Below are 21,254 nucleotides of genomic sequence, written 5' to 3'. Positions count from 1 at the left end.
CAATCTTCACACCAGCAACTCGCGCACCACGCCGTCGGCGAGCAGTCTGCCGGGGTCGGTGAGGACGAGGCGGCCCGCGCCCTTGCCGTCGACGTCGCCCTTCTCGTCGACGTCGCCCTCGGCGCGATCCTGCTCGACGGTGACGAGTCCGCGCTCGACCTGCTCGGGAACCGCCGCCCGACCGGCATCGTCGAGCACGTCGATTGGCAGCCCCTCGCGCAGCCTCAGCTCGAGCAGCACCCGCTCGACGCGGCGGTCCTCGGCCGCCAGCACCTCACGGCCGTGCGCCGGGCTGAGGCCGGCGTGGATGCGATCGGCGTACGCGGCGGGATGCTTGACGTTCCACCAACGCACCCCGCCGACGTGGCTGTGCGCGCCCGGGCCGACGCCCCACCAGTCGCCGCCGCGCCAGTAGAGCAGGTTGTGCCGACAGCGGTGCGCCTCCGTGGTGGCCCAGTTCGAGACCTCGTACCAGCCCAGGCCGTGCGCGCGCAGCCGCTCGTCGGCCACAACGTACTTGTCGGCGAAGTCGTCCTCGTCCGGCATCGGCAGCTCCCCGCGCCGGACCCTGCGGGCGAGCGCGGTGCCGTCCTCGACGATCAGGCTGTAGGCCGAGACATGGTCGGGCTCGCAGGCCAGCGCGTCCTCGAGCGAGCGCTCCCAGTCGGCCATGGTCTCGCCGGGCGTGCCGTAGATCAGGTCCAGACTGACGCCACCGGAGTCGGCCGAGGTGAAGCCGGCGGCACGGGCCCACTCCACCACCGCCGGAACCCGCTTGGGGTCATGCGTCCGATCCAGTACGGCGAGCACGTGCGACACCGAGCTCTGCATCCCGAAGCTGAGCCGATTGAAGCCGCCGGCCCGCAGCTCGTCGAGGTCCTCGAGCGTGACGCTGTCCGGATTGGCCTCGGTGGTGACCTCGACGTCGTCGGCCAGCCCGAACTCGTCGCGGATGGCCGCCACGATCCGGGTCAGGTCGGCGGCGGGCAGCAGGGTCGGCGTCCCGCCACCGAAGAAGATGGTGTCGACCCTGCGGTCGGCATCGCCCAGCACCGTGCGGGCCTGACGGATCTCCGCGATGGCCTGGTCGGCGTACGTCTGCCGGGAGACGCCCGGGCCGAGCTCGGTGGCGGTGTAGGTGTTGAAGTCGCAGTAGCCGCAGCGCACCCGGCAGAAGGGCACGTGCACGTAGAAGCCGAAGCCGTTGTCCCCCAGCGTGGCCAAGGCCGCCTCGGGGAGGTTGCCGTCGGCTGGTGCTGGGTCGCCGGGCGGCAGTGCGGAGGGCATGGGGACATTGTCGCCCCGGATCAGTCCTCGACCGGCATCAGGATCCAGAGCAGGATGTAGATCAGGAACTGCGGGCCGGGCAGGAGGCAGGAGATCACGAAGGCGATCCGCACCGCCTTGGGGTCGATACCGAAGCGGCGGCCGAGGCCGGAGCAGACTCCGGCGATCCAGCGGTCGTCTCGAGGGCGGCTGAGTGTTGTCATACCTCCACTGTGCGCCGCCACCCGGTCTCGCCCCATCCGGGAAGACCCTGGTCCCTCCCGGACGCCGAGTCCGGACTTTCGCAGGCTTGAGTCCGGGATTCAGCAGACGGCGAAACTCCCGACTCGAGCCTGCGGAAGTCACGATTCGCGGATTAGCGGAAGTCACGGGAGCGGTGCCGCTGCGCCAACGCCTGGGCTGCCTCGGGGTAGACCTGCTCCAGCGAGCCCAGCCGGATGGCGACCAGGTTGATCACGCCGTCCGTCCGCTCCAGCCGCCCCTCGATCAGCATCGCCGAGACAGAGGTGGCCAGCTTGCGGTGCCTCTTCCAGACGTCGGCCCCGCAGACGACGTTGAGCATGCCGGTCTCGTCCTCGAGGTTGAGGAACGTCACCCCGCCGGCCGTGCCGGGACGCTGCTTGTGGGTGACCAGGCCGGCCACGGTCAGGATCCGGCCGGTCCGGTGCTCGGACAGGTCGGTGATCGCCGGGATGCCGTACTCGCGCAGCCGGGCCCGCACATGCTCGAACGGGTGCCCCTCCGGCGAGACGCCGGTCGCCCACAGGTCGGCGAGGGTCAGCTCCACCTCGACCATGGGCGCCAGGTCCGGGGCAGGTACGGCGAGGGCCACACCCTCGAGTTGGTCGGCCCGCTCGGTCCAACCCGAGGCCCACAACGCCTGCCGCCGATCTTGGCCGAACGCGTCCTCGAAGACGCCGGCGGTCGCCAGCGCCTCCAACTGCTGACGCTCCAGCCGCGCGCGGCGGGAGAGGTCGAGCTGGTCCCGGAAGGGCTGTCCGACCCGGGCGGCCACGATCCGCTCCGCCACCTCCTTGCCGATGCCGCGCACCGAGTCGAGTCCGAGCCGGACGGCGTACGCGGTGTCGCGGCGGTGCTCCGGCGTCGGGTCAGGGGTGCCGGGAACCCAGGGGGTGGGCTCCTGAGGACCGTCGTGGAGGCAGGCCTCCCGGCCCGATGTTCGGCGCCGCGCCCGCCGAGCTTGTCGAGGCGCCTCGACAGGCTCGGCGGCCGGGTCGGCGGACGTTGCGGCGTGCTCCAGATCGGCGACGGCCCCCGAGTGCAGCAGCGACGGTCGCAACACCTCCACGCCGTGCCGGCGGGCGTCCTGGGTCAGCGACTGCGCCGAGTAGAACCCCATCGGCTGGGCCCGCAGCAGCCCGGCGAGGAATGCCGCCGGGTAGTGCAGCTTGAGCCACGAGGAGGCGTAGACGAGCTTGGCGAAGGAGAGCGCGTGCGACTCCGCGAAACCGAAGTTCGCGAAGGAGAGGATCTGGATGTAGATCGCATCCGCCTCCGCACCGGCCAGGCCGCGCTCGGCCATCCCGGCGAAGAGCTTCTTCTTGAGCGACTCGATCCGCTCGATGCCGCGCTTTGAGCCCATCGCCCGCCGCAGCAGGTCGGCATCGTCGGCATCGAAGTCGCCCAGCACCTGACCCATCTCCATCAGCTGCTCCTGGAACAGCGGCACCCCGCGAGTCCGCTTCAGCACCGGCTCCAGGTCCCGGTGGGCATAGACGACCGGGTCCTTGCCGGTGGCGCGGCGTACGTAGGGGTGCACCGCTCCCCCTTGGATCGGACCGGGCCTGATCAGCGCGATCTCGATCGCCAGGTCGTAGAAGCAGCGCGGCTGCAGCCGGGGCAGGGTGCCGATCTGGGCGCGCGACTCCACCTGGAAGACACCGATCGAGTCGGCCCGGCAGAGCATGTCGTAGACGGCCGGCTCCTCGTGGGGGATGGTGGCCAGGGTCCAGTGCTCGCCGCAGTGTTCGCCCACCATCCTCATCATGTGGTCCAGCGCGGCCAGCATGCCCAGCCCGAGCAGGTCGAACTTGACCAGCCCCATGTACTCGCAGCCGTCCTTGTCCCACTGCAGCACGGTGCGCTTCTCCATCCGTGCCCGCTCGATCGGCACCACCTCACCGATCGGCCGCTCGGTGAGGATCATCCCGCCGGAGTGGATGCCGAGGTGACGCGGTGAGCCCATCAGCCCCTCGGCGAGCCGGCGTACGTCGCCGGGGAGCTCGGCCTCCTCGTCGATCTGTGTCCAGCTCGTGATCCGCTTGGACCAGGCGTCCTGCTGACCGGGTGAGTAGCCCAGTGCCTTGGCGGCATCGCGGACCGCCATCTTGGGGCGGTAGCTGATGATGTTGGCGACCTGGGCGGCGTTGCGCCGGCCGTAGGTGTCATAGACCCACTGGATCACCTCCTCGCGCCGGTCGGAGTCGAAGTCGACGTCGATGTCGGGCTCCTCCTCGCGGTGCTGGGAGATGAACCGCTCGAACGGCAGGTTGTAGAAGACCGGGTCGATCGCGGTGATCCCCAACGCGTAGCAGACCGCGCTGGCGGCCGCGCTCCCCCGGCCCTGGCACAGGATCTGCTTGCTGCGAGCGAAGGCGACGATGTCGTGCACGATCACGAAGTAGCCGGCGAAGTCCTTGTTCTCGATGGTGGCCAGCTCCTTCTCCACCCGCGCTCGCGCCTTGACGATGAACGCCGGATCGTCGGCGTGCTTGCGCTCGTAGCGCTCGGCGAAGCCCTCCTCGGTGAGCTCGCGCAAGTACTCGATCGCCGTCCTCCCCGCCGGGATGCGGCGCTTGGGCAGCTCCGGCTTGGCCCTCTGCAGGTCGAACGCGCACGCGTCGGCGACCTCCACGGTGTGCGCCACCGCGCCGGGATAGCGGCGCCACAGCCGGGCCATCTCCTCACCGCTGCGCAGGTACGCCGGCGCAGCCGGCAGCCAACCGTCCATCTCTGCCAGGCTGCGCCGGGCCCGGACCGCCGCCATCGCCGCCGCAAGTCGGGTCTGCGATGGTGTGGCGGCATGGACGTTGCCGGTCGCGACGACCGGCAGGCCCAGCTCGGCAGCGATCGCTGCCTGCGCGTCATTGACCATGGTGTCGGTCGGGCCACCGGAGCCGGAGAGTTCGACGAGCACGTTGTCGCGGCCGAACCGCTCGACCAACCCGACCACACCCGCGCGGCCCCGGAACCCCTTGCGGCAGCCGGTCAGCACCATCCAGTGGCCCTCGGCCTGCTCGGCCAGCTCATCGAGGTCGTAGACCGGCCGGCCCTTCTCATCGCCGCGCAGCTGCGCCTCGGTGATCGCGCCGGCGAGCCGGTGATAGCCCGCCACGCCGCGTGCCAGCACCAGCAGGTGGCTGCCCTCAGGGTCGGCGACGCCGAGCTGCGGAGCGGTCAGGCCGAGGGAGAGCTCGGCGCCGTACACGGTCTGGACCAGGCCGCCGTTGACCTTCGCCGTCTCCGCGAACAGCGGGGCGCCGTAGAGGCCGTCGTGATCGGTCAGCGCCAGCCCGTGCAACCCCAGCCGGATCGCCTCGACGACCAGGGCGTCAGGACCGCTGGCACCGTCGAGGAAGCTGAAGTTGGAATGGGCGTGGAGCTCGGCGTAGGGCGTCACCGGACCTTCGGGCGGCTGCACCTCGACCCGCTCGGCGCGACGCTTGTGCCGCGAGATCGGCGCATCGCCGTGCGGGTCCTGCCCGGCCTTGCCGGAGAGCCGTCGCTCCAGCTCCCGCCAGGGCATCGCGGGGTTGCTCCAGCCCATCAGCGCACCCGCTGGCTCGGCACGGTGGGCAGCCGGACCGACTCAGTCATATGCCGCCTCCGTCACCCAGCCACTGCCGTCGAAGGTGACCAGCCAGGCTCGCCCATCGACGCCGACCATCTGGAACCGCACCAGCACCCGACCGCCCTCCCACCACTGCTCGTCGACCGGCCAAGGGCCTGCCCAGGCGGCGACCGGCTGCCAGGTCTCGGCACCGCCGGGCTTGAACCGGGCCGGGTCGCCACTCAGCGCACCACGCGGCAGCACCGCGAGTGGGCGGCCAGCCGCGTCGAGCACGTCGGCTGCCCACGGAGCGGGGAAGACGCGGGCCGGGGCCGGCGGCGGGATCGATCCGGGCCACGGCAGTCCCCGCGGACGCAGCGCCGTGGCTCGCTCGCCCCACGGCACCAGCGCCTGTCGGTCGGCCGGGCTGCGGCCGCCCTGGAGCACCGGCGCGACCACCGCCTCCTGGCCGAGGAGGCCCTGCACCCGGGCGATGCCGCGCTCGACCCGGGCATCGGTGCCTCCCCACAGGCCGTCGGCGTGGTCGCCCTCGGGGACGACCGTCTCGGGGACCATCCGCACCCGGGTGATGGCCGAGCGGATGTCGCCCACCCGCAACGAGCCGACCAGCTGCCAGTGCAACCGGTCGATCAGGTCGGTGGCGGTGAACCAGCGCGGGTGCAGCCAGCGTCGCTCCGAGGCGACGGCGCCGTCCGCCTCGACGACAAGGAGCACCTCGGTGCAGACCAGCTGCCGGGCGGCGAGCTGGGCGACGAACCGCTCAGCCGTCTGCCGGGCGCTGAAGCAGACCGCCTCGGCGGAGTCGAGGGCGGGCTCGAAGTCGACCTCGCAGACCAGCTCGGGCGGCGGGGTGCGCGTCGACAGCGGCCGCGCGCCGCCACCGTGCAGGACACGATGAACCCACGCCACCCGAGCGCCGAAGCGCGCCTCGACGTCGACAGCCGGCAGCCGGGCCAGATCGCCCAGCCCCGGCAGCCCGAGCCGCTTGAGCAGACTGACCGCCTCGGGCTCGTCGAGGACGTCGACCGGCAGGGTGCGCAGGAACGCCCCCGACTCCCCCGGCGGCACCACGAAGCTCTCCTGTACGCCGGCACAGCGGGCCGCCTGCTCGGAGGTGAAGAGCTCGTCGGCGACGCCGATGCGCACGTCGCGCACGCCGAGCCCGACCAGGCACTCGGCGATCACCGCACCAGCCTCGGGCTCGCCGCCGTAGAACCGGCCCGGGGACTTCAGTGCGGCCAGGCCCGGACGCAGCGGGGCGACTCCAGGGCGCAGCTCCTCCAGCGCCGCCAGCACCCGCTCGAAGCTCCGGACATCGCGCTCCGGGACCTCATCGAGGATCACCAGCTCGGGACAGCGGGCCTGCGCGTCACGGCGCCGCATGCCTCGCCGTACGCCGAAGTCGCGGGCGGCGCCGTTGCAGGCACGCACGATGTTGGCGGCGAAGACGGCCGCGGGCAGGTGTCCGGGCAGGTCCCGGTCGGCCAGCGCCGCGACGACCGGCCAGTCGGCGCACCACACCGTCATGGTGCGCATCAGCCCACCTCACGGGTCTCGACGCGCTCGCGACTCGACCAGCGGGAAGGCACTGCCTCCCCCTCCGACCAACGGGAGGACGCCGGGGCGAGGGAGCCGTCTGGCTCGGGGAACCACAGCGCCGTGCGTCGCGGCGGAGCGGAGCCTCGGCGCACTTCCAGCACGACACGGCGCGAGCGCAGATGCCCCTCCCCACGACCGGCACCCGTCCATCGCGGCTCGGCGAGGCTCACCGATGCCTCGGCGCGGGGCCACGGACCGATCGAGACCAGGACCGCGCTGCGCTTGCGCAGCCGGGCCGAGAGCTTGGCCGCGACCGCCTCGGGCACCCGCGCCGGCGGCCTGACCAGCACCAGCGAGGCCACGTCGACCAGGGCCGCTGTCGCCTCCAGCCACGCCTCTCCCGGCTCCGGGACCAGGATGGTGCGCTCGAGCACCACGCCCAGCTCGGCCGCGGCCTCGGCGCCGAAGTCGCTCAGCCCCACTGCCGCACACCAGGCGCCACCACGCGAGGGACCGGCCATCAGCGCCAGGGCGAGGCTGGCGCTGTCGACCTGGTAGCTGCCGCCCACCCGCAGCCGGATCACCTGGGAGAGCCCGGGCAGGGCATCGAGCTCGGGACGCGCGAGCCCGTCCTCCATCCGGCGCATGCGCTCGCGCAGCCGGTCGATCTCGGTCCGAGGATCGGCCTGGGGCTCGGTGGGGTGGAGAGCGGCTGTCACTCCCCTATGTTCGAACATTTGTTCGAACAGATCAAGTGGCGGCCCCCTGCCGAACGAATGTTCTGCCCCCGCGCGTCAGCTGCGCGCCGCGACGTACTCCTCGACCTTGGCGCGCCCCTCCGCGGCGAGCACCGCGAGCACCTCGGGCGCCCCGAACAGCGGCCGCAGCGAGTGATCGAGATTGAGCGCCCGGAAGAGCAGGGAGACGGTCAGGCCGTGGCCGGGCCGGTGCAGCACCTCGAGCTCGTCCCCGGCCCCCACGACGCCCTCCTGGAGCACGCGCAGGTAGGGCCCGGGGCGTGCCTCGGCGGCGAACCTCTTCACCCAGCCTCGGTTGTCGTGACCGGTCAGGCCCATCCAGTTCTTGAAGTCGTTGCAGGGGGTGCGCACGTGGCACACCTCCACCACCGCCGTCCCGATCCGCCAGCGCTCCCCCACCTCGGCCTCGTTGACGTCGATCCCGGAGGTGGTGAGGTTCTCGGAGAAGTGGCCGTTGCGCAGCTCGACGCCCAACCGCGCGCCCCATGCGTCAAGATCCTCACGGGCGAAGACGTAGACCGCCTGGTCGGGGCCGCCGTGGTACTTCGTGTCGGAGACGACGTCACCGACCAGACCGTTGCGGTGCACCCTGACCACACCCTCGACGGCCCTCTTGTCCATGGACGTGTAGCCCAGACCGGCCCAGGATGCGTCCTTGGGGCGACCGACGTTGACGGAGAGCACGCGTGCCATAGCCAGCATCCTCCCATCCGGACGCCATCGATTCACCTCCGTTCCCGAGGCGCCGTCCGCCGAGCCCGTCGAGGCGCCTACTGGACGGCCTTCGCCAGCGTGATCCAGCGGGTGATCGCCTCCCGGTCCGGTACGGTGGCGGCCACCTCGTCCTTCAGGTTCACCAGCATCCGCACGATCACCCAGTCCCGGGCGCGGTCCTCGTCCAGCTCGGCAGCGTCGACGAGCGCGAAGAACCTGTCCCGCACGCCGTCGCGGACCCGGCCGTCCAGCTCCTCCCAGCGGTTCCACAGCATCGGTGCCGGCTCGTAGTGCGGATCGCCGGAGAGCGGCTTGGGATCGATCGCCAGCCACTCCTCGTCGCGCTCCACGCCGGCCAGCACATTGGCGTAGTGCAGATCGGTGTGGATCAGCCGCCCGTCGCTCGCCTCGTCGGCGGCGAAGTCACGCGCCAGCGCGCGGGCGTGCTCGATCATCCGGCGCGGGATCGGCGCCGCTCCGTCGATGGCGGCGAACTGGTCCACCCACCGCGCCGCCTGATCGGAGAGCCGGTGCAGCTGCGGCGGCGCCGGCACGTGCAGACGCCGGTAGAGGCCGCCGACGATCTCGCATGCCTGCACGTCCCAGTGCTCGCCGAGATCCTCCGGGTGGAGCCGCTCCAGCAGCAACGCGCAGCGATGCGGGTCAGCCCGCAGCAGCAGTACGGCGCCGCGCCCGTGCCAGTGCTGCAGCGCCAACGCCTCGTGCTCGGCCTCCGGGTGCGGCCAGCCGACCTTGAGCGCGGCCGGACGACCAGCAGCGGTCCGTACGGGGAGCACCAACGCGGTGTGGCCGTGGGCCGGCTCGCCGTCAAGCGTCAGCGACCACTCCTCCAGCAGCTCGCCGACCAGCCGCGGGAGCCGGTCGAGCCAGGCGGCCCAGTTCGGCCCGCGGCCGGCGTACGCCAGCAGGGTCTCGGGAAGCGTGATCGACACACCCCTATCCCAGCAGAGTGCCCCGAAGCCGCTGCGCGGCAGCGGTCAGAACGCGGCGATCAGGGCGACCAGCACGACGGCGAGTGGGACCAGGACCGCCGCTCGCGCCCGGCCCGAGCGCAGCTCGCCGAGCGAGCCTGCCGACACGACACCGCCGCCGACCGTCACCAGGGCGCTGAGGATGCCCCAGCCGACATGACCCGACACCAGCAGGATGAGTGACGCGACAGCGCAGGCACCCAGCGCAGTCGAACGCCGTACGACGGTGGAGACATCTGCGCTACGTGACATGAACCTGACTCTACTTCTTGGACTTGTCTGTCGGCTGGCTGGTCGCCAGCGCGGCGACGAAGGCCTCCTGCGGCACCTCGACGCGGCCGACCATCTTCATCCGCTTCTTGCCCTCCTTCTGCTTCTCCAGCAGCTTGCGCTTACGGCTGATGTCACCGCCGTAGCACTTGGCAAGAACGTCCTTGCGGATGGCTCGGATGGTCTCGCGGGCGATCACGCGGGCGCCGATGGCGGCCTGGATCGGCACCTCGAACTGCTGGCGCGGGATCAGCTCGCGCAGCTTGCCGGCGAGCATCACGCCATAGCCGTACGCCGCGTCGCGGTGCACGATCGCGGAGAACGCGTCGACCGGCTCACCCTGGAGCAGGATGTCGACCTTGACCAGGTCGGCGGCCTGGTCGCCGGCGAACTCGTAGTTGAGCGAGGCGTACCCCTTGGTCTTCGACTTGAGCTGGTCGAAGAAGTCGAATGCGATCTCGCCCATCGGCAAGGTGTAGCGCATCTCGACCCGGTCCTCGGAGAGGTAGTCCATCCCGAGCAGGGTGCCGCGCTTGTTCTGGCACAGCTCCATGATCGTGCCGATGTAGTCGGACGGGCTCAGGATGGTCGCCTTCACGACCGGCTCACGGACCTCGGTGACCTTGCCGTCCGGATACTCCGACGGGTTCGTCACCTCGATCTCGGTGCCGTCCTCCATCGTGACGTGGTAGACGACGTTGGGGGCGGTCGAGATGAGATCGAGGTTGAACTCGCGCTCGAGCCGCTCACGGGTGATCTCCATGTGCAGCAGGCCGAGGAAGCCGATCCGGAAGCCGAAGCCGAGCGCCCCCGAGGTCTCCGGCTCGAAGGTCAGCGCGGCGTCGTTGAGCTGGAGCTTCTCCAGTGCGTCGCGCAGCGTCGGGTAGTCGTCGCCGTCGATCGGATACAGGCCGGCGAAGACCATCGGGTTGGGGTGCGAGTAGCCGCCCAGCGCCTCGACCGCGCCGTTGTGCTGGCTGGTCACGGTGTCGCCGACCCGGGACTGACGGACGTCCTTGACCCCGGTGATGAGGTAGCCGGTCTCGCCGACGCCGAGGTCGGCCGCCTTGAGCGGCTCGGGGCTGATCACGCCGAGCTCGAGCATCTCGTGGGTGGCGCCGCTCGACATCATCTTGATCCGGTCGCGATGGGTGAGCTTGCCGTCGAAGACCCGGACGTAGGTGACGACGCCGCGGTAGGTGTCGTAGACCGAGTCGAAGATCAGCGCCCGCGCCGGCGCATCCGGGTCACCCACCGGGGCCGGGACCTGCTTGACGATCTCGTTGAGCAAGGCTTCCACGCCCAGGCCGGTCTTGGCACTGGTCAGCAGCACGTCGGACACGTCGCAACCCACCAGGTTGGCCAGTTCCTCGGCGTACTTCTCCACGTTGGCGCTGGGCAGGTCGATCTTGTTCAGCACCGGGATGATCTGGAGGTCGGCGCCCATCGCCAGGTAGAGGTTGGCCAGCGTCTGCGCCTCGATGCCCTGGGCCGCGTCGACCAGCAGGATCGCCGCCTCACAGGCCTGCAGCGAACGAGAGACCTCGTAGGTGAAGTCGACGTGACCGGGCGTGTCGATCATGTTGAGCACGTAGGTGCCCGCGTCGATGTCGAGATCGGCAGCGGCCTCGGGCGTGACGGTCCACGGCATGCGGACGGCCTGGGACTTGATGGTGATGCCGCGCTCGCGCTCGATGTCCATCCGGTCGAGGTACTGCGCCTTCGCCTCACGCTCGCCGACGACACCCGTCAACTGGAGCATCCGGTCGGCCAGGGTCGACTTCCCGTGGTCGATGTGGGCGATGATGCAGAAGTTGCGGATGATCGCGGGATCAGTGGATCCGGGCACAGGTGCGGTCATGGTGGCGCCATTGTCCCCTGTCAGTACTGATGGAACCAAAGGGACAGGTACGCCGACTGCTCCGGACAGGTGATGTCCCGGTCCCGACCCTGCTCGACCCACTGCCCCAGCACCGCCGCACCGCCTTGGAACATCCAGTCGCCCTGGCACCGACGCAAGGCCTCGGCACGGCCCCTGCTGCCCGCCGGCCGCCACTCCGGCAACCCCAGCCGCAGGTCGCCCACCACGCGGTGCCACAGCGAGCCGATCGAGTAGACGCCGACGTCGTACCCCTGATCTTTGTAGCCGCGCGCGGCGCCCTGGATCACCGCAGCGTTGGCGGCGGTGTCGTTGGACCACTCGAAGCCGTTGACGGGCTCGACGTCGAGCCACACGAACGGAGTCTGAAGGCCGCTGCTGCGCATCGTGGCGACGTTGAACAGCGCCTCCTGGTAGCCCAGGTTGGCCAGCCGCCCGCTCGCCGAGTCCTTGTCGTACGGCCCGCTGCCACCGTAGCGAGCCAGCACGTCGCCGTAGGGCCCGCTGATCACGGAGTACGCCGAGACCAGCAGGTGGCGCTGCCTGGCCCAGGCGAGCTGATCGACGAGGCACGGGTTGGCCACGAATCCCGGACCGTTGGTCAGTCCGAGCACCACGAACTGCGCTGAGTCCAGCGGCATCGGGGCGCCCTCGGAGCGCTTCTGCGCGATGCCCATCCCCTTCGGGCACTGCGGCCAGCTGGCATCGCCGCCCACGACCGGGCCGCGGGCCTTGAACGTGGGCAGCGGCGGGATCGAGAGGGACGGGACAGAGATCGACGGGGCGGATATCGACGGGGCGGAGATCGAGGGGGCAGCCGTCGTTGCCGGACCGGCAGGTGCTGGCAGGCCCGAGGAGGCGGTGGCAGGGGCGCTGGCGATACCGCCGGCGCCCGCGGGCGGGTCGGCCGCGGGCGTCGCCGTACCGCCGCATGCCGCCAGCCCGAGGGTGAGGCCACACGCGGCGAGCAGAGCACCGAACCGTCCACGCACCCGCCGATCCTGACACGACGGCACGGCCGCGCTGGCTCGCGCTCACCCCATGCCCGAGGATGTGCGGGTGAGCGCGATCCCTGTCGACTTCCCTGTGGGCCGCACGGCGCGGCGTCTCGGCTGGGTGCACCTGCCGCCGCCGATCCGATCCGCTGTCGAGCGACGACTCGGCTCTGCCGTGGTGGATGCCGCCTCCTGCGACGCCGGCTACACCCCTGGACTGGCCTCGGTGGTGACCTGCGCCGACGGCTCGCGACACTTCCTCAAGGCAGCCTCGACCAAGGCCCAGAAGGTCGCCGCCGACGCCTACCGCATCGAGGCACGCCGGTTGCGGACCCTGCCGCCGACGGTGCCCGCTCCCCGGCTGCAGTGGACACACGAGTCCGACGACTGGATCGTCCTGGGCATCGAGTACGTCGAGGGCCGGGCACCGGTGCGCCCTTGGACGCCGACGGACCTCGCGGCGTGCTCGGACATGCTGGTCGCGGCCGCGACCGAGCTGACTCCGGCACCGGGCCTCGGCGTACCGACCTATGCCGAGGAGCTCGGCTCCTGGGCAGACCTGTGGGCAACCCGGCTCGCCGACCTGCCGCACGCCGCCGAGTGCGCCGCCCTGACGGCGCGGATCGGCGAGGTGAGCGCCGGCGAGACGCTGGTGCACTGCGACCTGCGCGACGACAACCTGCTGCTCGGTGCCGCGGGCGAGGTGTGGCTGTGCGACTGGAACTGGCCGGTGCGCGGCGCCGCCTGGCTCGACTCCCTCATCCTGCTGGTCGGCCCCCGCGGTGACGGCCTCGACGTGTCCGCGCACATCGCCGGTCACCCGCTGCTGGCAGCCGTTCCGGCTGAGGACGTGGACGTCGTGCTGGCCCATCTGCTGGGATACTTCACCGCAGCCGCGGACCTCCCCCGGGTGAGCAACTCGCCGTACCTGCGCATGGTCGCGGGCTGGCAGCGCGACGTACTGTTCCGGTGGTTGGCCGAGCGTCGGCGTTGGGCGATTTGAGGCTGCTCGGCGGGCGCTGGTAGCCTCGGTGACCGCGTGTTCGCGCAGGCCTCTCCCCTCTCACGCCCACGAGAGGCCGGATCGAGAGCCACGCATCAACGCACATCCAAGTCTGGAGAACACGAAGCACCATGGCGAACATCAAGTCGCAGATCAAGCGCAACAAGCAGGCGCTGAAGGCTCAGGCCCGCAACAAGGCCGTCAAGAGCGAGCTGAAGACCGCGATCCGCAAGTTCCGTGAGGCCGCTCGGGCCGGGGACAAGGAGACCGCGACCAAGCTCGGTCAGGACGCCAACCGCCTTCTGGACAAGGCCGTCTCGAAGGGCGTCATCCACAAGAACCAGGCCGCCAACCGCAAGTCGGCCGTCGCGAAGCAAGCCGCCTCGCTCTGAGGTAGCCACACCGGCTTTCGACTCAGGCCCCGCGCATCAGCGCGGGGCCTGAGTCGTTCGTAGCCACGGATGCCGACGCCGCGGCGGGGGCCGCACCGTCGGGTCAGGTCAGCGGCGCAGTCCGGTGATGGTCAGGACCAACCGCTCCAACGTGTAGGCAGGGTCGCTGGCCGCACCCTTGAGATCGGCATCGGCCCGCGCGACCGCGCGGATCGCAGCCGCGAGGGCGGGCTCGTCCCAACCCCGGGCGACCCCCGGCAGCTTCTTGAGCTGGTAGGGGTTGATGTCCCTGCGGTTGCCGCCGACGTAGTTGGCCAGCGTGCGCAGCTGACCGGCGACGCTGCTGAGCAGGTAGACCGGGCTGGTGCCGGACTCGATCGCCCAGCGCACGCCCTCCATTGCCTGCAGCCGCTGGCCGGCGAGCATCGCGTCGGCGATCTCGAAGTTCTTCACCTCGGCGCGACCGCCGAAGTATTGAGCCACCTCGGCCTCGCCGATGCGAGCGCCTGGGAAGTCGCTCACCAGCTGCTCCACGGCCGAGGCCAGCATGCGCAGGTCCTCGCCGACCGCCTGGACCAGCGCGGCGGCGGCCTCGGAGTCGACCCTGGCGCCACGTGCCCGCCCCTCCGCGATCACGAACTTCGGCAGGTCCCACGACTTGATCGTCTCGGACTTCACCTCGGTCACCGTGGCCAGCTTGCGCAGTTTGGCCAAGGTGCCGCTACCCCTGGGGCCGCCACCGTGCACCAGCACGAGAGCGACCTCCTCGGCAGGGTGGGTGGCATAGTCGACAAGGCCCGCGACGGATTCGTCCGGCAGCTGCTCGAAGGCTCGCACGACCACGCAGCGCACGCTGGAGAACAGGCTCGGTGCGCTGAGCTCGCCGAGAGTGGCGAGCGTCAGGTCGCCGGCGAGCGCTTCGGAGAACTCCGCCTGCGCGTCGTAGGCACGCACCGCGGCGCGGACCGCCTGCACGGTGCGCTCGCCGAGGAACTCCTCCTTGCCGGTCACCAGCGTGACCCGGCCGAGGACCTGAGCCGCCTGGGGGGCAGCGGTGGAAGCAGGAGGAGGCGTCATGGTGTCGCCAGCCTGCCACACTCCACCGATGCGGTCGGGTTCGGGCGCGAGCCTCGCCGCGACGGTCGGCGCCCTCCCCGGGCGGAGCCTCACGGCTGTCTCGTCCTTGTCGGTTCCGTGACGGCGAGACCCACGAATCGTTAGGGTCTACGCCGGATACCGGCCCCCAACTGTATCCGCTCCCCCTATCCCCCACGGAGGACTGAATGCATCTGACACACCGCCACCTTGCAGCCACCACGGCCGTATTGCTCGCCGGGTCGATGATGGTCGCCGGCTCCGCCACAGCCGACAGCGCCGCCCCCGTCAGCCGGCACGCCCCGGCGAACGTGGCCCACCGGGCCGTAGACGCGCCGGGTCAGGAGCGCAGCACCCTCAACGGCCACGGGCTCTACAAGGTGCGTCTGGCCAACACCGCCGACGGTCGCATCCTGGTGACCTGGAAGTGGAAGAAGTCCGCAAGCAAGCGCCTCAAGAACTGGAAGATCGTCACCTCCACCTCGCGCACGACGAAGACCGACGTTCGGGTCTACCACGCCAAGCGGAAGAAGCGCTCCATCGTCGTGTCCCATGCGGCCTCGGTGACGCCGGCATCGGGTGATTACACCTTCATCAAGGTCTACACGGTGCCCAAGCACGGCAAGAAGCACGGCAGCGCGACGCACTGGATCCAGGCGCCGGTGACCGCCAGGCCGGCGGGTCGTGGACGGGTGACGATCGGCTCGTACAACGTCCGCAACGCCGCTCTCGACAAGTCCGGCCCGCACAGCTGGGCGAACCGTGGTCCGAAGGTGATCGCCACCATCAAGTCGTCAGGCGCAGGCATCGTGAACGTGCAGGAGGCCAGCGGCGACAGCGCCAACAGCTCGGGCGCCTATCTCTCCCAGCTCGACGACATCGCCGCCGGTACCGGCTTGTCGCTCGTGCACGGCGACCACGTGTTCTTCAAGGACGCCCGCGGCAACGGCAGCGGGAGCCAGGGCACGCGCATCCTCTATAACGCGAGGCTCTACTCGATGTCCGACCCGGGGTTCGAAGGCCTGACCGGCAACAGGTTCATCGAGTGGGCCCTGTTCACCGATCGGACGACCGGTGAACGGTTCTGGGATGTCAGCATGCACCTGTACAACGGAACCAAGCCCAGCTTCGAGGCGATCCGTGTCCAGGAGGCCAAGCAGATCATCACCCGCGTCCGACAGCTGCGCTCGACCAATGGCGCAGAGGTCTTCCTGGCCGGTGACAGCAACTCCACGATCTACACGAAGCCCAAGGGTCTGGTGCATCGCACCTTTATCGGCGCCGGCTTCTACGATGCGTTCGCAACGACGTCGATCGCCAACCAGGCCTACCCGACGACGAACGACTTCAGCTTCCCGGTCAAGCCCAGCCCGCACCGTCGGGACCTGATCCTCAGCTACGGCGGTCCGCGCGGCTCGTACTGGTACAAGAACATGTTCTACAACAGTGCCGCCCAGCTGGCCTCCGACCACTTCATGCAGGTCGCCCAGCTGCCGCTGGGCTGACACCTCACCGCGCTGCATAGCCCAGTCCATGCGCGCCGACTGTGACGGCGACCGAGCCGTCGCGGTCGGTGCGCAGGACCCGGACGCCCGCCGCAGCGAGCGGATCCAGCGTCGACGCTGCCGGGTGGCCGTAGTCGTTGTCGGCCCCGACCGATGCGATCGCCAGCCGGGGATGCAGACCCAGCAGCCAGGCCTCGTCCTGGTAGCGCGAGCCGTGGTGCGGGATCTTCAGCACGTCGACGCCCAGACCTGGCACCGCTCGGGCGATCGCCTCCTGGCCCTCCGGCTCGACGTCGCCGGTGAGGAGGATCCGGATGCCGTGGGTGCGTGCCAGGAGCACGACGCTCGCACCGTTGGCGGTCGAGCCGTCGCCAGGGCCCTCGGTGGGCGAGTCAGGCAGCGGCCACAGCACCTGCAGCGTTACCTCGCCGACCCGGACGGTCGCGCCGTACGGTGCCGGCACCGGCACCGGCACCACGCCCGCCGCCCGCGCGGCCTGCTGGAGCGCCGCGACGCCCTCGGGCGGATCCTGCAGCCGGGTGGTCCACACCTGGTCGACGCGGCGGCCGTCGAAGACGGCCGCGACTCCGTCCACGTGGTCGGCGTGGAAGTGGGTGAGCACGAACAGCGGAACCTGACGCACGCCCAGACGGTCGAGGCAGGCGTCCATCGGGCGCGGATCGGGCCCGGCGTCGACCACGATCGCCGCGTGCTCGCCTACCCGGAGGGCGGTGCCGTCACCCTGGCCGACGTTGCAGACCGCATAGACCCAGTCTCGTGGGGGCCACCCCGGCGTCGGCCAGCGCACCGCGGTGGCCACCACCAGGCTCAGGCAGCAGGTGGCGCCGACGCCGCGATGTCGCAGCAGTCGGGGCGCGTACAGGCCGACCACGACGGTGAGCGCCGTCAGCACGCCGATCGCAACGACCCCCGTGCCCCAGTCGACGGCAGCGGTCGGCAACGCCGCCGTGTGTCGGGCAACGGCCACGATCCAGGCCACGCACCAGGAGGCCAGCCAGCCGCAGCAACGCCCAGACAAGGGCCAGACCAGGCCGCCCAGGCCGCCCAGCAGCCCGAGCACGGTCGCCGGACCGACGGCCGGCTCGGCCAGCAGGTTCGCCAGCACCGCCACCACGCTGACCTGACCGGAGATGACGGCGATCAGCGGCGTGCACGCCAGCTGCGCGGCGGCCGGTACGGCGATGGCCTCAGCCAGCCACAGCGGCAGCCACCGGGCCAGCGCGTCGCGCCAGGCGGGGCCGAGCAGCAGGATGCCGGCCGTCGCCAGCACCGAGAGCGCGAAGCCGGCCGACGTCGCCAGACCGGGGTCGAGGAGCATGAGCACGACGACCGCCGCGCCGAGGCCGCGCAACGCCCTCGACCGGCCGTTGTGCCCCATCGCCAGCAGACCCACCGATCCCATCGCCGCCGCACGCAAGACGCTCGGCTCGGTCCGTGCCAGCAGCACGAAACCTGCGATGCCGATCGCCGCGACCACCGGCAGCCAGCGACCACGCACGCCGGCCCAGCGGGCCACCAGCAGCAGGAAGCCGACGACGAGCGTCAGATTGGTCCCCGATACGGCCAGTAGGTGGGTGAGGCCGGTGGTGCGGAAGTCGTCGGCGAGTGCGTCGTCGACCCGGCTCTCGTCACCGTCGACCAGCGCCGGCACGATCGCGCGCTCGGCTGGCGGCCGATGCGACACCGAGTCCCGGATGGACGCTCGCAGCCGACCGGAGGCCCGCCACCATGGTCCCGGCTCCGCGACCCGGTGCGGCGCGTCGCGGGCGAGGAAGAGCGCCGCGACGTCGGACTCGTCGGCGGCCACCAGCCTGCCGGAGGTGGCGACCGTCGTACCGAGTGGGACGTGCGACCACGACGCGTCACCGAGCAGGATCACCGGAACGTTGACGGCGAAGGTGGTGCCGCGCCCCGTAGCCCGCCGGACCTTCAGCCGCAGCAACTGCTGGGTGGCATGCGCCTCCACGACCGTGCGTGGGTCGGAGGTCACCACCCCGACGATGTCGGCCATGGCACCGCGCTCGGCGAGCTGGGCGACGGGATCGTGCCGCACCTGGTCGACACGCAGACCGGCGACGGCGAGCACTGTCAGAAGCACCGCGAGCCCTGCGACCACGCTGGGCCGAAGGGACGGCCGCCGCAGCGCGAGGACCACCCCGGCGGTCACGATCACCAGGATCAGCGCGCCGGTCAGCTCGGCCGCGTGGCCGGAGACGGCGGCCAGCAACCCGCCTACCCAGGCGCAGGCGCCGAGCACCGGCAGGCGGAGGTCACGCACGGCCGGCACACTCAGAGCGTCACGTGCGGTGTCAGCTTGGCCAGCGTGGCAGGACCGATGCCGTCGACCTCGAGCAACTCCTGCACCGAGGTGAACCCGCCATTCTGCTCCCGCCACTCCAGGATCGACTGGGCGGTGACCGGGCCGACTCCGGGCAGGGTGTCGAGCTGCTCCGCCGTCGCCGTGTTGAGGTTGACGGGCGCGTCGGAGGTCGCTGTGCCCGCAGCAGCCGGGTCAGCAGCACCGTTCACGCCGCCCGAGGTGCCGGCCCCGGAGGCACCGGCGCCGACGACGATCTGCTGACCGTCCACGAGCACCGCAGCCAGGTTGAGGCCGCCCAGTGCACGGCGGCGAGAGACTCCCCCGGCGGCCTTCAGCGCATCGGTCACGCGGGAGCCGGCCGGGACGGCGACGATCCCGGGGCGGCCGACCTTCCCCTCCACGTCCACTGTCACCAACCCACCCGGGGACGCCGCCGGAGCGGCACCCGCGGCGGAGCTCGCCGCCGGTGCGGCAGCCGGCGCGGTCGCGGTGCCTGGGCTGGGTAGCGTGACCAGAGGCGCGGCTGACGCGGAGGCAGACGCGCCGGTCGGCGTGGGCGACGCCAGCACGGAGGCGCGGCCCCGTGCCAACCACCAGCACGTCACCAGCAGGGCGACGACGAGCACGAGGGCGACGACCGCGAGCTGCGCCGCTCCGAGCCGCACCCGACCCCGCAGGGTCTCCGGCAGCTGCGGGGTGAAGGCGATCGATCGCCGCGAGGCGTGTCGGCCCGGGATGGGCATCGATACGAGCACGGGCGCTGGAGTCTGCGCTGGAGTCTGCGCCGGAGGCACGGCCGGAGGCGGCTCGACGACCTCGTCCCGGACACTGGTGCGGGCCCCCCACCACCCGGGATCTGCGTCCTCCTCGTCATCCCACTCCTCGGCAGGAACGTCGGCCTGCAGCAGCGCGAGCCGGCGGGCCAGGGTCTGCTGATGGGCGTCGGGTCGTGTGCGCATGGCTCGACGCTAGGAACGATCGGGCGGCGGCGCGCGACCCACCCAGGCGCCTGGGGAGAGAGCGGCTCCGTCACCGCGCTGTGGACGGAAAGTGCCGGTCACGCCCCCGGGAGCGCGGCGAGGCGGCCGTCAGAGCGCCGGGGTCACCACGACCGCGAGCATCCCGGGTCCGACGTGGGCCCCGAGGCCCGCCCCCACCTGACCGCAGCGCACCGGGAGGGCCAGCTGAGCGGCGAGCCGCTCGGACAGCGCGGCAGCCAGATGCTCAGCCCGATCCTCCGCGGCCAGGTGCGCCACAGCCACCTCGACGGGTCCCTCGCCGGCTGCGTCGATGGCCAGCTCCGCCATCCGCGCAAGCGCCCGCTGGGCGGTGCGGACCTTCTCCTTGACCACGATGCGGCCGTCCGCGAATGTGAGCAGCGGCTTGACCGCCAGCGCCGAGCCGAGCACCGCCGCCGCCGTACCGATCCGACCACCGCGACGCATCGGCTCCAGCGAGTCGACGTAGATCAGCGACTGGGTCGCCTCGGCCCGCGCCTTGGCGACGAGCGCCGCCTCGGTCGCCGACGCCCCGCGCCGTACGGCGGCGACGGCCGCTGCGGCCGCGAACCCGACGCTCGGCCCGACCGCTCGGGTATCGAGCGCCACCACCGGGATCGCCGTCTCACGGGCCGCAAGCTGGGCCGACTCGAAGGTGCCGCTCATGTCGCCGGAGAGGTGGATCGAGAGGATCTCGGCGTATCCCTCGGCGGCGAGCTGGGCATAGACCTCGCGCAGGGTCGCGGGCGCCGGCCGGGAGGTGGTGACCCTCTTCTTCGCGGCGAAGGCGGCTATCACCGCCTCCGGCGAGGCCTGCTCGCCCCCCTCGGCGAAACACTCGCCGTCGATGATCACCTGGAGCGGGACCACCGTGACGCCTTCCGGCATCTCGCCCGACGGATACAGGGCGGTCGAGTCGGTGACGACCGCAACCTTCGGTGCCGGGGCCATGGCGAAACCCTATCCGGTCGGCATCGTGATGACAGTGGGGCGAGGATCGGGGTACCTGGGGTGAACCATGACGATCGAGATCAACGAACGCGAGCGGAACAGCGACCCCGCCGAGCTGCCCGGGATCATCCTGGTGCTCGCCCTGGTGGCGCTGCTGACCGCGATCTGCTGGCTCACTCTCTAGCGGGCACGGGCAGGGTGGCGAGCCACGCCTCGACCTCGGCTCGGGAGCGCAGCCGCACCAGCGGCAGGCCGCCCCGCCCGGCCGTGAGGAGCTGGGCGGGCAGGTCGTCGTACTTTCGCCGGGTGCGCCAGGCCCACCGGATGATCCCCTCGGTGAAGGAGCGCCACAGTGATGCCTCCACGTTGCCGTTCCAGAGCTCAGTACGCCGCCAGCGCCGTTGCACCGTCCGCCGCACGACGCGGCTCAACCACAGCCACAGCGGAAGGTCGAGCCAGACCACCAAGGTGGCGCGCTCGAGCAGGAGCGGACGTGCGGCGGCGTACTGCCACTCGGTGACCCACGCCTCCCGTGCGGGATGCGTCCGCACATCGTCGAGGAACTCAGGCCGCGGCGTCCACGCCGGTCCGTGGAAGAGCGCGTCGATCTCGACGTGCTCGATCCCCAGCCGGGCGCTGATCCGCCCGGCCAGGGTGGTCTTGCCGGCACCGGAGGTATCGACCACGAGCACTCGTCGCACGACAACTGACCTCTCGACCGGCG

At 71.3% G+C, this 21,254-nt stretch carries 18 protein-coding genes; 3 read left to right on the top strand and 15 right to left on the bottom strand.

Annotated elements, in window-relative coordinates:
* Window positions 1-6: 6 nt before the first annotated feature.
* The 10 genes from hemW to H036_RS0114960 all read right to left on the bottom strand — a co-directional run bounded on the left by hemW (window position 7) and on the right by H036_RS0114960 (window position 12,242).
* Entirely contained in the window at window positions 7-1,287 is a 1,281-nt protein-coding gene (hemW, locus tag H036_RS0115005; protein WP_017935619.1) for a radical SAM family heme chaperone HemW, read from the bottom strand.
* Between the two features lie 20 nt (window positions 1,288-1,307).
* The gene (locus H036_RS0115000) at window positions 1,308-1,490 is read right to left on the bottom strand and encodes a PspC domain-containing protein (protein ID WP_017935618.1); all 183 of its coding nucleotides are present in this window, start codon (window positions 1,488-1,490) and stop codon (window positions 1,308-1,310) included.
* Between the two features lie 152 nt (window positions 1,491-1,642).
* Window positions 1,643-5,074: an error-prone DNA polymerase gene (locus H036_RS0114995; RefSeq protein WP_017935617.1), complete on the bottom strand. Its 3,432-nt coding sequence runs from the start codon at window positions 5,072-5,074 to the stop codon at window positions 1,643-1,645.
* A gap of 42 nt (window positions 5,075-5,116) precedes the next feature.
* Window positions 5,117-6,634, bottom strand: coding sequence for a DNA polymerase Y family protein (locus tag H036_RS0114990; RefSeq protein ID WP_017935616.1), 1,518 nt, complete (start codon window positions 6,632-6,634; stop codon window positions 5,117-5,119).
* Window positions 6,634-7,356, bottom strand: coding sequence for a hypothetical protein (locus tag H036_RS23030; RefSeq protein WP_017935615.1), 723 nt, complete (start codon window positions 7,354-7,356; stop codon window positions 6,634-6,636). The genes H036_RS0114990 and H036_RS23030 overlap by 1 nt, the downstream gene beginning before the upstream one ends.
* Before the next feature lie 75 nt (window positions 7,357-7,431).
* Entirely contained in the window at window positions 7,432-8,088 is a 657-nt protein-coding gene (locus H036_RS0114980) for an MOSC domain-containing protein (protein ID WP_017935614.1), read from the bottom strand.
* Between the two features lie 77 nt (window positions 8,089-8,165).
* Window positions 8,166-9,062, bottom strand: coding sequence for an aminoglycoside phosphotransferase family protein (locus H036_RS0114975; protein WP_017935613.1), 897 nt, complete (start codon window positions 9,060-9,062; stop codon window positions 8,166-8,168).
* A gap of 45 nt (window positions 9,063-9,107) precedes the next feature.
* On the bottom strand, window positions 9,108-9,353 hold the full coding sequence (locus tag H036_RS0114970) for a hypothetical protein (protein WP_017935612.1): 246 nt from the start codon (window positions 9,351-9,353) through the stop codon (window positions 9,108-9,110).
* Between the two features lie 10 nt (window positions 9,354-9,363).
* On the bottom strand, window positions 9,364-11,232 hold the full coding sequence (gene lepA / locus H036_RS0114965; RefSeq protein ID WP_017935611.1) for a translation elongation factor 4: 1,869 nt from the start codon (window positions 11,230-11,232) through the stop codon (window positions 9,364-9,366).
* A gap of 20 nt (window positions 11,233-11,252) precedes the next feature.
* Entirely contained in the window at window positions 11,253-12,242 is a 990-nt protein-coding gene (locus H036_RS0114960) for a hypothetical protein (protein WP_017935610.1), read from the bottom strand.
* A gap of 67 nt (window positions 12,243-12,309) precedes the next feature.
* Here H036_RS0114960 and H036_RS0114955 point away from each other — a divergent pair, with 67 nt between their 5' ends.
* Both H036_RS0114955 and rpsT read left to right on the top strand, forming a co-directional pair.
* Window positions 12,310-13,248, top strand: coding sequence for a hypothetical protein (locus tag H036_RS0114955; protein ID WP_017935609.1), 939 nt, complete (start codon window positions 12,310-12,312; stop codon window positions 13,246-13,248).
* A gap of 131 nt (window positions 13,249-13,379) precedes the next feature.
* Window positions 13,380-13,640 carry a 30S ribosomal protein S20 gene (gene rpsT / locus H036_RS0114950; protein ID WP_017935608.1) on the top strand — a complete coding sequence of 87 codons (261 nt, stop codon included), beginning with the start codon at window positions 13,380-13,382 and terminating at the stop codon, window positions 13,638-13,640.
* Window positions 13,641-13,748: 108 nt separating this feature from the next.
* Here the strand turns inward: rpsT and holA are convergent, their stop codons facing one another.
* Entirely contained in the window at window positions 13,749-14,717 is a 969-nt protein-coding gene (gene holA, locus H036_RS0114945; protein ID WP_036488652.1) for a DNA polymerase III subunit delta, read from the bottom strand.
* Window positions 14,718-14,923: 206 nt separating this feature from the next.
* Here holA and H036_RS0114940 point away from each other — a divergent pair, with 206 nt between their 5' ends.
* Window positions 14,924-16,240 carry a hypothetical protein gene (locus H036_RS0114940; RefSeq protein ID WP_026146076.1) on the top strand — a complete coding sequence of 439 codons (1,317 nt, stop codon included), beginning with the start codon at window positions 14,924-14,926 and terminating at the stop codon, window positions 16,238-16,240.
* Window positions 16,241-16,244: 4 nt separating this feature from the next.
* Here the strand turns inward: H036_RS0114940 and H036_RS23025 are convergent, their stop codons facing one another.
* The 4 genes from H036_RS23025 to H036_RS0114915 form a co-directional block, all read right to left on the bottom strand.
* Complete coding sequence (locus tag H036_RS23025) at window positions 16,245-18,539, bottom strand: ComEC/Rec2 family competence protein (protein WP_232421877.1); 2,295 nt, start codon at window positions 18,537-18,539, stop codon at window positions 16,245-16,247.
* 11 nt (window positions 18,540-18,550) lie between these two features.
* Window positions 18,551-19,540, bottom strand: a complete 990-nt coding sequence (locus H036_RS23020; protein WP_017935604.1) for a helix-hairpin-helix domain-containing protein — start codon at window positions 19,538-19,540, stop codon at window positions 18,551-18,553.
* A gap of 129 nt (window positions 19,541-19,669) precedes the next feature.
* Window positions 19,670-20,530, bottom strand: a complete 861-nt coding sequence (locus H036_RS0114925; RefSeq protein ID WP_017935603.1) for a DegV family protein — start codon at window positions 20,528-20,530, stop codon at window positions 19,670-19,672.
* Between the two features lie 173 nt (window positions 20,531-20,703).
* Complete coding sequence (locus H036_RS0114915) at window positions 20,704-21,231, bottom strand: ATPase AAA (protein WP_026146075.1); 528 nt, start codon at window positions 21,229-21,231, stop codon at window positions 20,704-20,706.
* Window positions 21,232-21,254: the final 23 nt, after the last annotated feature.

It is taken from the genome of Nocardioides sp. Iso805N (genome assembly GCF_000364605.1).
In the GTDB taxonomy this organism is placed as follows: domain Bacteria; phylum Actinomycetota; class Actinomycetes; order Propionibacteriales; family Nocardioidaceae; genus Nocardioides.
Note: the sequence above shows the minus strand (reverse complement) of the source record. Positions and strands in the feature narration are given on the sequence as shown.